The 12,811-nt window shown below is 41.2% G+C and carries 14 protein-coding genes and 3 pseudogenes; 12 read left to right on the top strand and 5 right to left on the bottom strand.

The window, feature by feature from the left end:
* From LPAF129_RS09015 to LPAF129_RS09045, 7 genes and pseudogenes are all read left to right on the top strand, one after another.
* Nucleotides 1–782 (top strand): RNA-guided endonuclease InsQ/TnpB family protein (locus tag LPAF129_RS09015; protein WP_244056432.1); only part of this gene is annotated, 782 nt, incomplete at its 5' end.
* 87 nt (nt 783–869) lie between these two features.
* The gene (locus tag LPAF129_RS09020; RefSeq protein ID WP_373875045.1) at nt 870–1,175 is read left to right on the top strand and encodes an ATP-binding cassette domain-containing protein; all 306 of its coding nucleotides are present in this window, start codon (nt 870–872) and stop codon (nt 1,173–1,175) included.
* An 18-nt stretch (nt 1,176–1,193) separates the two neighbouring features.
* Nucleotides 1,194–1,994, top strand: a pseudogene (locus LPAF129_RS09025) (ABC transporter permease); the annotation flags it as partial.
* A 14-nt stretch (nt 1,995–2,008) separates the two neighbouring features.
* Nucleotides 2,009–2,653, top strand: coding sequence for a TetR/AcrR family transcriptional regulator (locus tag LPAF129_RS09030; protein WP_244056435.1), 645 nt, complete (start codon nt 2,009–2,011; stop codon nt 2,651–2,653).
* Nucleotides 2,654–3,003: 350 nt separating this feature from the next.
* Nucleotides 3,004–3,159 (top strand): hypothetical protein, encoded by a 156-nt coding sequence (locus LPAF129_RS09035; protein WP_244056438.1) that lies wholly within the window; start codon nt 3,004–3,006, stop codon nt 3,157–3,159.
* A 206-nt stretch (nt 3,160–3,365) separates the two neighbouring features.
* Entirely contained in the window at nt 3,366–3,503 is a 138-nt protein-coding gene (locus tag LPAF129_RS09040; RefSeq protein ID WP_244056441.1) for a hypothetical protein, read from the top strand.
* Nucleotides 3,504–3,514: 11 nt separating this feature from the next.
* Nucleotides 3,515–3,811: a DUF5626 family protein gene (locus LPAF129_RS09045; protein ID WP_265747529.1), complete on the top strand. Its 297-nt coding sequence runs from the start codon at nt 3,515–3,517 to the stop codon at nt 3,809–3,811.
* On the opposite strand, the gene LPAF129_RS09050 is transcribed toward LPAF129_RS09045, so the two are convergent.
* Entirely contained in the window at nt 3,808–4,323 is a 516-nt protein-coding gene (locus tag LPAF129_RS09050; RefSeq protein WP_244056445.1) for a helix-turn-helix transcriptional regulator, read from the bottom strand. The two genes, LPAF129_RS09045 and LPAF129_RS09050, sit on opposite strands and share 4 nt — an antisense overlap.
* A 1,419-nt stretch (nt 4,324–5,742) precedes the next feature.
* On the opposite strand from LPAF129_RS09050, the pseudogene LPAF129_RS09055 reads away from it, so the two are divergent.
* From LPAF129_RS09055 to LPAF129_RS09070, 4 genes and pseudogenes are all read left to right on the top strand, one after another.
* Nucleotides 5,743–6,513 (top strand): annotated as a pseudogene (locus LPAF129_RS09055) (IS5 family transposase).
* Between the two features lie 104 nt (nt 6,514–6,617).
* Nucleotides 6,618–7,670, top strand: coding sequence for an ABC transporter permease (locus LPAF129_RS09060; RefSeq protein ID WP_124974723.1), 1,053 nt, complete (start codon nt 6,618–6,620; stop codon nt 7,668–7,670).
* 4 nt (nt 7,671–7,674) lie between these two features.
* Complete coding sequence (locus LPAF129_RS09065; protein WP_124974721.1) at nt 7,675–8,355, top strand: ABC transporter ATP-binding protein; 681 nt, start codon at nt 7,675–7,677, stop codon at nt 8,353–8,355.
* A 114-nt stretch (nt 8,356–8,469) separates the two neighbouring features.
* Nucleotides 8,470–9,093: pseudogene (locus tag LPAF129_RS09070) on the top strand (IS30 family transposase); the annotation flags it as partial.
* 248 nt (nt 9,094–9,341) lie between these two features.
* Here the strand turns inward: LPAF129_RS09070 and LPAF129_RS09075 are convergent.
* From LPAF129_RS09075 to LPAF129_RS09090, 4 genes are all read right to left on the bottom strand, one after another.
* Nucleotides 9,342–9,482, bottom strand: a complete 141-nt coding sequence (locus LPAF129_RS09075; protein WP_164507541.1) for a hypothetical protein — start codon at nt 9,480–9,482, stop codon at nt 9,342–9,344.
* Nucleotides 9,483–9,497: 15 nt separating this feature from the next.
* Nucleotides 9,498–9,746 (bottom strand): GlsB/YeaQ/YmgE family stress response membrane protein, encoded by a 249-nt coding sequence (locus LPAF129_RS09080; RefSeq protein ID WP_124974719.1) that lies wholly within the window; start codon nt 9,744–9,746, stop codon nt 9,498–9,500.
* A gap of 109 nt (nt 9,747–9,855) precedes the next feature.
* Nucleotides 9,856–10,224, bottom strand: a complete 369-nt coding sequence (gene mscL, locus LPAF129_RS09085) for a large-conductance mechanosensitive channel protein MscL (RefSeq protein ID WP_124974717.1) — start codon at nt 10,222–10,224, stop codon at nt 9,856–9,858.
* 470 nt (nt 10,225–10,694) lie between these two features.
* Nucleotides 10,695–11,066, bottom strand: coding sequence for a DUF1304 domain-containing protein (locus LPAF129_RS09090; protein ID WP_124974715.1), 372 nt, complete (start codon nt 11,064–11,066; stop codon nt 10,695–10,697).
* A gap of 234 nt (nt 11,067–11,300) precedes the next feature.
* Here LPAF129_RS09090 and LPAF129_RS09095 point away from each other — a divergent pair, with 234 nt between their 5' ends.
* Nucleotides 11,301–12,599, top strand: coding sequence for an IS1380 family transposase (locus LPAF129_RS09095; protein WP_244056448.1), 1,299 nt, complete (start codon nt 11,301–11,303; stop codon nt 12,597–12,599).
* The last annotated feature ends 212 nt before the right edge of the window (nt 12,600–12,811 follow it).

Below are 12,811 nucleotides of genomic sequence, written 5' to 3' on the forward strand. Positions count from 1 at the left end.
TAAATGGCAAAATTAAACGTGCAACCATTCGGATCAATGCCCAAGGTCAATATTATGCGACCATCTTACTTGAAAGTGAAAAACAAGCTTTCAAACCCAAGACTAAAACTAATCAAGTAGTGGGGATTGACCTAGGACTAGATGACCTGATGATTTTGTCGAATGGACAAAAGATCAATATGATGCATTTTGATCTTGAAGCTAAATCCCAAGTCAGAATCTGGGAACGCAAAATGGCCCGTCGTAGACGAAATGCTCAGAAAGAAATGGCTTTTGATAAGCACGAAAAGTTCTTGTTGCCACGGACTAGTTTAAAACAGTTTCCGCGCTACCAACAGGCTCGTCGTACAGCTGCTAAACTCAAACGTCAAGTCAGTGACCGTCGTTATGACCGACTGCAAAAGCTGACGACCCAGTTAGTGCAAAATTATGATGTGATCGTGGTGGAAAAACTCAACACACAAGGGATGCTGAAAAATCATCATCTGGCCCGGGCAATATCCAACGCTGGTTGGGGTAAGTTAGTTACCATGCTGAAATATAAGTGTGACTGGTATGGAAAGCAACTAATTTTTGTTGATCCAAGTAATACCAGTCGAATTTGCCATCATTGTGGACAAAAGAACTATCAATTTGATAGTTTAAATCAGCATGAGTGGTTAGCTGTCCGAGAGTGGGATTGCCCGACATGTGGAACGCACTTAAACCGTGATATTAATGCTAGTCAAAATATTTTGCACCGTGGACTAGCCCAAATTGAAAAAGAAAAAGTACTCATTTAGGCGAGTATTGAAACTAAGGTATGGAACGTACCGTGGTAAATAGCAGTGACCGCTGTCTATTTAGTTAGAGTGATCTAACCGATAAGTTTGCTGTGTTCCCAGAATCCATCCTTTTTAAAGGATGGTAGTTCAAATGAAACTTTGACGGCACGTGAGAATTTAACCTTTTTTGGTCAAATGCAAGGCATGGATAAAGAAGATTTGCCTGCTCAAATTGACTATGCAACAAAAGTCGTTAATTTGAATGAAGATTTAGATAAACACGTCAGTGATTATTCAGGTGGAATGAAAAGACGACTGTCATTAGCAATTGCCTTAGTGGCAGATCCAGAAATCCTGATTTTAGACGAACCAACTGTCGGAATTGATCCAGAGTTAAGGAAGCAGATTTAGCAGGAACTACACCGCTTGAGTCAGGCAGGAAAAACGATCCTGTTAACGACACATGTGATGGAAGATGCGGAAGAAGTCTTTTTGAAGGCAGGGAGGCAGCAAGATGCGCACCAAGTTGGGGTTCCAACAAATGGGTCAATGACGCTGCCACAACCGCCCCAGCAGCAAGCTAAGAACTATTCGGTTAACACTCACTATATTTATGGTGACAAAGACACGAGTTTCTTTGATACCTTTTTGCCAGTCATGATGGGCTTTGTGGTGTTCTTCTTTGTGTTTATTATTTCAGGAATTGCGTTACTGCGTGAGCGCACCACGGGAACGTTAAAACGGCTATTGGCCACACCTGTTAAACGAGGCGAAATTATTACAGGGTACCTCAGTGGCTATGGAATTCTGGCACTGATTCAGACCTTGATAATTGTGCTGTATAGCACCTATGTGTTTAAAATCCAAATTTTAGGGAGTATTTGGAATGTACTGCTGATTAATGTTTTAATGGCATTTGTAGCTTTGACTATGGGCTTATTTATTTCAACCTTTGCAGCTTCAGAGTTCCAAATGGTCCAGTTTATTCCAATTGTTGTGATTCCCCAGGTGTTTTTCTCAGGAATTATTCCAGTTGATCAAATGGCTGGATGGTTACAGGCAATTGGACATGTCATGCCGCTGTATTATGGCGCGAATGCAATGAGTGATGTAGTCGCAAAAGGTTTTGGACTAAGTAAAATTTGGCCAAACCTATCGGCGTTGCTGTGTTTCGCAGGACTATTTTTAGTATTAAATCTAGTAACAATGCGACGGTATCGTGAGGTTTAAAGGAGTGAAAATTTGTGGCACATAAAGTTTCGAAACTATTTAACGAAACGCTGAATGAAATGAACATTTCTGCCAAACAAAAGGCAGTCTTGCAAGCGAGTCTGCAGCTATTTTCTGAAAAGGGATTTGAAAATACTAGTACTAATGAGATTGCGAGTCTGGCTAATGTAGCAGTGGGCACAGTTTATCAGCAATTTAAAAGTAAGGACCAGCTGCTACAAGTAGTAATTGAGTCATTAATCGATGAAGTTATTCCCAAAGTCGCTAATGAGTTTGTGGCTGGTGTTAAGGTGACTCAAGAGACTGAATTTGGAGAATTTTTGCAGAATATTATTCAAGACCGAATGCAGTTTGCGGTTGATAATTTACCGCAGATTCGGGTTTTAGTTCGAGAAACAATGGTGAATAAAAAGGTACAACAGCAACTGCAAGCAAGAATAGTAAAATTGCCGTTTGATAGATTAAAAGATTTTTTTGCTGATTATCAGCAAAAAGGTCAGATAGTTGAATGGGATTTCATGCGCATTGTACGTTATATTGTCGGGATAGTTGGCAGCTATATAGTACCAATTATTTTTAGTCCTGGGCAGCATGAAGCTGATGTTGGGCAAATGAGTCATGAGGCCACGGAGGTTCTAATAAAGGAACTCAAACCATAGTTAGGTGCCACTAAGAAAAACTAAATGAGCGTCAGAAATCTGAAGAGTGATTTCTGACGCTCGTTTTCGTGTTTGAAGGAATTTTTCCAGGGTATTTCCCGGGAAATACCCTGGAAAAGGCTTGTAAATCAATGGTTTAGCTGGAGCGAGTGTTAGATAATTGGCTTCAACTGGTGACTGAGTTTATCAAGTGGGCAAATGCTATTCTTAGGGGGCAAGTAATAATTGCTCCCCTAAATGTAGTTTAAGGAGTAATATTAATAGCAAAAGAGAGGACGCTCACTAACCGGGAAAACGGTTATTTTCTGGGTAAACTGTTTTTGGTAGTAATAAAAGCCAGGAGGTACGCCATGCAACTAAAAGATATTTTGTTGAATTATGTTTCTTTAGTGGCTGTAACGTTTGTATACTATTTGATTTTGCCAGCAGGTAATTTTAGTTGCTATATTGTTAGAAGTGCCAATAGTAAATATGGTTTTGTTTTTGAAAAAGCTTTTCCAGGATAGAAAAGGGCGCAGTTAATTAGGTAGCAACATTATATATTCAGTTAATTTTATTAACGAAATTAACCTTGAGAAAGTATGTCTTTTATATTTGTTAAGTTAAGGATAGTCAGTTTGAAAAACATTCTTTTGTTTGGTGTGTTATCCGCGAAATTAAATTGATGATCACAAAAATTTATGTAAAAATAATTAGTTAGGGGAAATAGTTGATGAAGAAACTTTATATATTCTTTGTAGCACTTTGTTTTGGCGCGTGGCTGGGCTTTTTTAATAAAAATGTTGAGGCGGACACAGTAAGTGAGACTAGTGTCACTTATGATTTAGCTCAAGGCGGACAAACGGTATAGAGGGGACACCAATTAAATATGAGATTAGTGAAGAAGGGCCTAGCTGGAGTAGAATGGCGAATAAGACATACACAATTACGAAAAAAGGAATTGGATGGTATGTATCATATAAAATCAAGATAGTAAGTAATAAGATAGAACAGGCTTTTAGTTTAAAAGCAGTTGCGACTGAGGGTAGTTTTAAAAACTCAAAGTTAACTAAGCTAAGCAATAAAAAAGCACAGTGGAAGGCAAAATATAAATTGGGAGTTACTCGAGTGGTTTCTTGTAATGCCATAGTTAATGGTAAAAAATTAGTTGTTAGTTAATGATAACTGGTGATTCCCCAGTTAAATGAATTGGCAATAAAAGCAACTATCACAAATAAATTGTAAATTATAACACAACCGCAAATTAGGTAAATGAACTTGTAAAATGTATTCGTTTTTTTATTGTATCGGATAATAGCAGGTGCAGTGACAATTCCAAAGGGAGCAATCACAAAAGATAAGCAAGCAGCCAAAAAAAGAAGGAGGCCTTCATCTTTTTGGACAGTTACTTTTGTAATTGTTGAGTGGACTGTGGCTGTTTTTTGTTTGGCTGTCGTCTTTTTTATGGACGTTGCTTGCACGTTTACTTGTTCATCTGTTTGTAAAATTTGATTGAGATCAAATTTGTAGAGCTTACTCAACGTTGTTAAGGTTTCAATATCAGGACAATTTCTGTTATTTTCCCAAGCTGAAACTGTCTGGCGGGAAACATGTAATTGTAGTGAGACTGCTTTTTGTGAAAGATGATTCTTTTTACGAGATTCCTTAAGAAAATTACCAAGAGACAACATTAAACACCTACTATTTTTAAATTAATTATAGCACTTTGGACCTAAGAAGCCAGTAAATGTATCAAATCAAAAAGATTACAACGTGTTGACCTTAATACACAAAATAGGATGATGCTAGAACCGGCAATTATCCGTTTGAGAACGTTATTTCCCGGGAAATAAACGTCTCAAACGAATGAAATTTAGAATCGCGGTGTAAACCGCCCTTTAGGACACTTTGCTAAATCAATATTATATAATGTGCTGATGGAATGTGCCACAAACGTGCCACCCCACGAAAAAAGAGAAGCGTTGTTGGCTTCTTTTTTTAACTAGCAAAACGTTATACTGAGTTCAGGCTTCTTGTAACTCCGATTTTAACTTGAAGTGCAAAAGCTTATAGACTAGACCAAAAAGGTCATGATGACTCCTTTCTTATAAGCACCTTATGCATATAAGAAAGGAGCCATCATGGCCCACTCTCAGATTAGCACGACAGGACAACATCAATAACTCAGTTTAGACGAACGGGGGAAGCTTCAAGCACTCCATCAAGCTGCTTTCGTCATCGCTCAAACCGCCGAGCAGATTTATCGCAACAAGTTTACAGTTAGCAGTGAACTCAGGCGTGGCAATACCGAACAGATCCGTGGTGCTGGCAGACACTACCAGCGTTACTTTGCCGAAACCGGTGTTGCCGTATACGAGAAGAACCGTGCTGTGTGTTGTCCAGGCACACACTTAGAGCAGTGCTCAGAATCCTACGCAGAGCTTATGGTGGTGCTCATAGTGTCTCCTCGAATCCGCAGCGTTGGTAGCTTTGTGCACAGATATAAGCGGGTACATTCAGAACTGCCATGCCGGGTTAGCGCGACATCGACAAGAGCCTATTAGAGGTGCTTAACGGTGATCTACCGATGAAGCCACCCATCATTTTCCAAAATTAGGATGGAGCCAAACCTTTCGGATGCTTTGCGGCATTTTTGTATACGCTATCCGTAACATGGCTACTCTTTGTGAATTAAATTTCGTGGCAAACAAGCTTCCAGTTCTTTATCCTTTGTGAATGTCTATAGTTTTGATTTTTTGAAGCAGGTCCTTAAATTGTTAGATGGCCGCAAGCGTGTTTGGTTTGCGGCTTTCAATCGATGCCGTTCAAGTCGTGGGTGCTGTTGCGCCTTTTGGACTTATACTGAATAACCAGTTTTTCAGTCGAACACATGGAGCGTCTGTTTTTAGGTTACGTTTGAACACATTGTTATACAAGTGGAATAAACGGTGGAAGTTTGGTATGATTAAACTGTGTAACCGTAATCAAAGCCACATCAAGTTAACAATATAAATTAAGATGTGTCTTCAAACTCAAAAATATTCGCGAATTGCCTACTAGTTGTACGAAACGGCCTGAATCTGATATGTTGGAGTAAAGGGCTGATTGTGATGCTTACTCATCGCTATGAGATCGCTGATGAGCAATGGACCCAGATCGAGTCATTATTTCCACCATAAAGTACAGGTCGTCCAATATTACGAGATAATCGGACCATGTTAAATGCGATTCTGTGGATCAATCGGACTGGTGCGCCTTGGCGTGATTTACCTGCACGATTTGGACCATGAAAGTCGGTTTATACACGGCTTTCCCGCTGGGGCCGCGATGGTGTATTGGAATGTATCTTCCGCGAGCTTCGCTAGGACGCGGATATGGAATACCTGCATATTGATTCGACGGCTGTTATTGCGCATCAGCATAGTGCCGGTGCTAAACAAAGCGGTCCTAAACTTGAAAGCAATAATATTGGCTGTTCCGTTGGTGGTAATTCAACTAAGATACATGCGCTGGTCGATGCATTGGGAAACCCGGTTAAATTTATGTTAACAGAAGGCAATCGTCATGACGGTCCCGTAGCGCTTGAATTATTGAAAACCATTCAGTTGACTGGGGTTAATGTCGTTGCCGATAAAGCATACGGTGGTAAAGCAATTCGAGAATTCATCACGAGCCAAGGCGGAAAGTATACAATCCCACCAAAAGAGAATAATCGAGAACCATGGTCAGTAGACTGGTGGATATATAAAGAAAGACATTCAATTGAGTGTTTCTTTAATCGGCTTAAACATGTTAGACGGGTAGCTACTTGCTACGATAAGACGTCATATGTGTTCCGAACATTTGTTTACGCTGCGTCAATAGTGTTAATGACTAGATAGTTTGAAGACACATCCTAGAAAAATCATTTTGTAATCTCATCATAATATCATGTATGCTTGTGTATAGTAAGTTTGTTGAACTTCAACAAATACAGGAGGAACAAATGTTTTTAGCAATTAGAGAGATTAAAAAAGAAAAACTACGGTACGGCTTGATTCTAACAGTCGTCGTCTTAATCAGTTATTTGATTTTCATTTTAAGTGCCCTGGCGCTCGGTCTGGCAACAGCTAACACCGCAGCGGTGGACAGCTGGCAGTCTAAGTCGTTTGTAATGACCAAAGACGCTAATGGTAATGCCGGACAGTCATTACTGACAACGAAACAGGTTGATCAGTTAAGCGACGACAAAACCGCAACACTTGGCATTACACCAGTTAATATGAAAATTGGCGGAAAACGTGAATCCGCACAATTCGTTGGGATGAATAACGACGAGTACATCGCTAAAAACCTACAATTAACCAAGGGGAACTTGCCAAAGGCAGCTAACGAAGTCGTCCTCGCTGACTCAGTTGATAAGGATATTTACGGTATGGGGGATAAAATTTCGATTGGGTTATCTGATACGAAATATAAAATCGTGGGTTATGCGAAAAATGCCACGTATAACACCGCACCTGTTATTTATGGCGAGTTAGCGCAATGGCGTATCATTAAGGGCGTGTCAGATCAATTCCAGGGTAGCGTCGTTGCTTCAAAAACGTCACAATCGGTCGATGATAAAGCATTAAAGACTTATTCATACCAAGCCTTTATCAATAAATTGCCAGGTTATACACCGCAAAAAGCGACGTTTGGTCTCATGATTGGATTCCTGATTGTCATTTCATTGATTGTGATTACCATCTTCCTCTACATTCTAACGGTTCAAAAATTGCCTAACTTGGCAGTTTTGCGTGCACAAGGCATTCCAAATCTTTTTTTGGCCCAAAATACGTTATTTGAGACGTTCTTTATCATGGCAACTGGTATCGTCGTTGGTGCCGTACTATCGGCATTAACTGAATTTGGGATTCCAGATAGCGTACCAATGGCATTTGATTGGGGATTGATGGTACTCATTGCGGTCGGATTGATGGTAACCGGGTTACTGGGTGCAATCATTCCGATTCGTGTGATTAGTAAGATTGATCCGGTATCAGTAATTGGAGGTTAAAAAGATGCGTGAAGAAAAACTAGCCCTTGAACACGTGACGAAACAATTTGGTCAGAAAACCAATTTAGTTACGGCACTAGAAGACGTCAGTTTAGCGTTTAAAGCTGGTGAGGTGTCGCTTATCATTGGGCCTTCAGGATCTGGTAAAAGTACCTTGCTAACCATTTTAGGCGGGTTACAAACACCAACAGACGGCTCAGTTCGTTTGAATGGCCACGATATCAGTGATTTGAGTACCAAAGAAGCCGAAAAAAGACGACTTGAACAAATCGGTTTCGTCTTGCAGGCGTACAATCTTGTGCCATATTTAACCGTAGCAGACCAATTCAAACTTGTTGACCAGGTAAAGCCTAACAATAACCTCAGTCAAGATGGATTTGACAAAATTATTGAAACGCTAGGCATTCAAAAATTATTAAACAAATACCCTGGCGAATTGTCTGGCGGTCAACAACAGCGCGTTGCAATTGCCCGTGCGTTTTATACAGACCCGGCGATCATCCTAGCCGATGAACCTACGGCAGCCTTAGATACGGCACGTGTCAAAGAAGTTGGCCAACTTTTTGCCAATATTGCGCATGACGAGGAAAAAGCAGTCGTCATCGTCACGCACGATGATCGTCTGCGAGAGTTTTCTGATAATGTCTACAAAATTGTCGACGGAAAACTATCTAATACGGACTGATTAACACACTTGCTCTTATGATGAGATTTCGGACTAGTTTTTCTCGTTTGCTAAAATATCATCATAAGGGCAATAGATATTTAGTTATGTTTTTGTCGAGCTTGCATTTGTGATAGTCCGCTTGTAGCAAGGGTTGACGCAGGTCTGCTCCCAATCACCAACCTAGATTTACCCGTCAAGTTACGGCGTCGCATCAAGCGACCAGGATTGCGCCACGCTCGCACTAACAAGCATAAGCTCGGTGAGTCGATTGAGAATCGGCCAAAGGCCGTTGACGACCGTCTAGGAGTCGGCCACTGGGAGGGCGACCTGGTCAAGGGAAAGCGAGTTGAAAGTGACCCAGCACTGATGACGTTGACAGAGCGGTACTCCCGTACTGAGATAATCGTTAAGCTACCTGACTACCACGCTGAGACCTGCCGTCGGGCGCTTCAGGAGACAATCGATTCTTATGGGGCCAGGGAGTTAGATACCATTACGTTCGACAATGGTTCAGAGTTCTCGGCTTTGGCTCGCGTGACTGGCACGAAGATTTACTTTGCTCATCCGTACTCACCCTGGGAGCGTGGATCAAATGAGAATGCTAATGGCCTTCTACGTGAGTATTTCCCAAAAGGAAAGTCATTCAAGAACGTAACCCTTGATGAGATCCAGCCAGCACAGTCGGCGTTGAATCATCGCCCAAGGCGCTCACTGGGCTGGTTTCGTCCTTGCGACTATTACCCCAATATGGCATAAGCTATACCACTAACAAGAATTGGTTATAAAGTGTTGCACTTGATTTGACAATTGAGGGAGTAAAAAAACTCGGCATGCCAATTGACATGCCGAGCTGGGGTTAATTTCGATGCATCTTAAACCACGATACCCTTTTCCGTGTGTAGCATCAAGTCTTCTCGTACCTCAACCGTACCGTATCCTGCTGAAAGTTACGCTTTCAGCAGGATTTTGCGAACGTGTGTCTATCACAGACGGCCCGTATATCATTAGTCATGAATCGAATCCTGCAATTTATCCCCAGCCTTATCTATTTCCTTGGCTGCCAAAATTGTACCAGCTACCAGAGCTCCTCCAACCAGCAAAGTGCTGGCTACCATAAATGTAAAAATTGATTTTAAAGCATCCATGCATATGACATCCAATCAATCTTTAGATCTACCAACAAAGAATGATACAACCGCTACGACAATCACTGCGCCAACTATCGATGGAATCATTGCCATACCAGCAAGTTTAGGACCCCAATGGCCGAGTAGTGCTTCACCAATAGATGATCCGATGAGCCCAGCAATAATATTTGCAATCCAACCCATCGATTTTCCTTTGCTTGTAATAGCGCCAGCAATAGCACCGATTATTGCGCCAACAATTAGTGACCAAATGAAGTGCATGTAAATCCCTCCCATTAAATATATTCTTTGTTACTAATTATAAGTATACAGGAGTTAAGGCCAAAAAGAAAGCCGAAGATATCTATTCCCTCTTACTACTTACGATAGCTCATTGTGAATTGCGCAGTAAATCGCGAATCTGTGTAAGTAAGAGTTCTTCCTTCGAAACAACAGGAGCATCAGGTTTTTTAGACGGCATAATACGATTAACCGTCTTGACAATAATAAAGACTACAAAAGCAGTGATCAAGAAGTTAATGACGTCGTTAAGAAAGCTGCCATACGTAAATTTTGCGTTCAAAATTGTAAAATATAGCTTACTTAAATCAGCCTTACCTACAAACATAGAAATAATTGGGTTGATCAAGTTTTTGGTCAGGGAAGTTACAACAGCGGTGAACGCACCGCCAATAATGACACCTACAGCAAGATCTAGAACGTTGCCACGCATAATGAAGTCTCTAAATTCTTTAATCATTTTGAATGCCTCCAAATTTTATGTTACGAAAAGAAGTATAGCAGAGTGGGGACGTTCTGAAAATTAAAAATAGCGCCTCATAATGAATTGGCTGGCGTCTGCCTAGCTATTTAGATAATCACCTAGGTTTGAAAATCAGTGCAAATCAGTGACAAGCCCAAAACTAGAAATGCTTTTATACCGATATTTTGAGCACCCGTGGCACTCAATAATAACTCATTCTAGAGGCGAGGCCCATATAACTTGCACGTCATGAAAGACCACAGAGTAGTCACGTGTACCAACCATGTGCATACCAATTAGTACACCCTAGTCCCTATATGGGGCTTATTTTTTTGCAATCAAAAAGCCCGCCGGATGGCAGGCCAATAATACTTTCAATAGCTTATCCTCATCAGAATTAACTGGCATATCTAACGATTCTTACCGTTTCTCTAGGAGCCAAAGTTTATCTTACTATGAGGAGCACATCAGTGTACAAATATAAGCATAAAAAGCGCTACGATTGCGGGACTACCCTGTGTAAATATGATTTTCTTGTTAGCTGTCAGTGATCCAAAAGCGGCAGCAAGCACGACAAAACCCACGAATAAAATCTGAACGTGGTAGGAGGCACCACCACTGAGCCCATATCGAGCATATAACAAGCCTACACCGATAAATCCATTATATAGTCCTTGGTTTGCCATCGATGATTTGGCTTCTTTGGTGGCAAGATATCCTTTTGACAAGTCAAAAGCCTTACGGGCCATTTTTGTTTGGGTGCCAAACATCTCGAGAAGCATTATCAGCAATGCCTCAACGGCGACTAGTAGCACGAACATATCCTTTACAAATAGCATTACCTATTCCCCCTAAAGAAATTCATTAAAATTTAAAATTTATACGATAAAGCATAGTATAACAGACTTCGGAGCGGGAGAACATTTAGCCTGGATTATTCTTAAACACGACAAAATACAGCGCAACCTCATGACTGGCATGAAGTTGCGCTGCTTTGTGTTTTTCACCCACTGGGTGCGGTCTTGTGATATTGTAGAGTCGCTGAAAACCAACAATATGAAGGCCATAACACAATGCTTAGACTACGCGCAACTTCACTTCAATGCAATCCTCATTTATCTGTTATCAACGACGCCGGACAATTATCCAATGATGCTGGAATGATACTACCAATTGAATTTACCAATCGGATCCACCTCAAAAACTTGATTCGTAATACGATTTTCTTTAATGATGAGCGAAAATTTGCCAAGATCTCTTTCGTATATCTATTTGAATTTACGCTTATGCTCCGGATTGCCGGTTATTGCACTGACTCTGCGGCAAATACTTGGCGTCAGGATCCTGCTATTAGGATTGCTTTAGGTGAGTATGGTGTGGCCTCTCAAGCTTCTATTTCACGTTTCATCGCAAGCCTGACTCAAGATAATCTGGTTGAAACCCAAAACCTGTTACTGAAACTGGCTGATGTGGTCCTTAAAGATCCTTCACGCACTGAAATGATCCTTGATATCGACTCCACACACTTGGATACCTTCGGCCATCAAGAACACGCAACCTATAATGGTCATTATTCAGCTAATGGCTATCACCCTCTGCTGGTTTTTGATGATGCCACCGGGCTTTTACTAGGTGCGCAGTTGCGCCCGGGTAACGTCTATACCAGTAGCGATGCTGATACGTTCATCGCCCCGATCCTTGATCATCTTAAAGCCTTACGCCCTGATATGAACATCACAGTCCGCGGTGATTCAGGCTTTGCCAAGCCAGAGTTTTATGCAGCCTGTGCCAAGCGCAGTGTTAAATTTATTGTCCGGCTGAAGAAGAATAACCGCATTAACGAACTCACCACAACGGCAACTCAAGCCACTGAGATGACGACTGATTTTCAAAGTGAAGACCACGAACTGGACTATCAAGTTAAAATTTGGGCGGATAATTATCGCGTGATCGTGCATTCTGAAAGTAAGGCTGAGTCTTTTCTTTGGGACGATCATACTTTATTGGTCACCAATGATACGAAGATTCCGTGTGAAACATTGATCACCCGCTATCGTCAACGCGGAAGAGTCGAAGATCTGATCAAAGAATTGAAAGCCGGTTTTGCTTTCGACAAGACTGACAGTCACTCGTTTACGATGAACGCTGCTAGGGCCTTGATCAGTGCTGTTGCTTACAACATCGTTCAACTATTCAAACTCATTTTGATACCTTTTGACGCACGAAAGACAATCGCAACCTTGCGCTTTGAATTGCTCCATTTTACGGGTAAGATCACGCATCATGCGCACCGAATCGTCCTACATTTAGCTTCAAGCCAAGTTTTTAGTGGCTTTATAGGCAATGTGTTGAACGATATTTTGCAAATGTGACCAAAGCAACTAAATGGTCGGGCCTGGCCGAAGTGTTGAAATACGTTCGGTCTATTTGGCGACGCCGACTCTGAATAAGTTGGCCAAAATCAAGGTGTATTGATTCGGCATGGCGAAGTTAGTGTCGCTATTGAGCCTATGGTTGTATTTCACAAACCTATGAATAAATCAGGTTCATGTTAAGATCCTGTTACAGTTCAACTTTCAGTTTC

This window comes from Ligilactobacillus pabuli (assembly GCF_022836475.1).
Lineage (GTDB): Bacteria > Bacillota > Bacilli > Lactobacillales > Lactobacillaceae > Ligilactobacillus > Ligilactobacillus pabuli.

Excerpts from the sequence above, each read along its gene's own strand:
- LPAF129_RS09035 (WP_244056438.1), top strand. The coding sequence starts at position 3,004 with ATGCAACTAAAAGATATTTTGTTGAATTATGTTTCTTTAGTGGCTGTA.
- LPAF129_RS09065 (WP_124974721.1), top strand. The coding sequence starts at position 7,675 with ATGCGTGAAGAAAAACTAGCCCTTGAACACGTGACGAAACAATTTGGT.
- LPAF129_RS09090 (WP_124974715.1), bottom strand. The coding sequence starts at position 11,066 with ATGCTATTTGTAAAGGATATGTTCGTGCTACTAGTCGCCGTTGAGGCA.
- mscL (WP_124974717.1), bottom strand. The coding sequence starts at position 10,224 with ATGATTAAAGAATTTAGAGACTTCATTATGCGTGGCAACGTTCTAGAT.
- LPAF129_RS09075 (WP_164507541.1), bottom strand. The coding sequence starts at position 9,482 with ATGGATGCTTTAAAATCAATTTTTACATTTATGGTAGCCAGCACTTTG.
- LPAF129_RS09050 (WP_244056445.1), bottom strand. The coding sequence starts at position 4,323 with ATGTTGTCTCTTGGTAATTTTCTTAAGGAATCTCGTAAAAAGAATCAT.
- LPAF129_RS09040 (WP_244056441.1), top strand. The coding sequence starts at position 3,366 with ATGAAGAAACTTTATATATTCTTTGTAGCACTTTGTTTTGGCGCGTGG.
- LPAF129_RS09095 (WP_244056448.1), top strand. The coding sequence starts at position 11,301 with ATGCTTAGACTACGCGCAACTTCACTTCAATGCAATCCTCATTTATCT.
- LPAF129_RS09080 (WP_124974719.1), bottom strand. The coding sequence starts at position 9,746 with ATGCACTTCATTTGGTCACTAATTGTTGGCGCAATAATCGGTGCTATT.
- LPAF129_RS09060 (WP_124974723.1), top strand. The coding sequence starts at position 6,618 with ATGTTTTTAGCAATTAGAGAGATTAAAAAAGAAAAACTACGGTACGGC.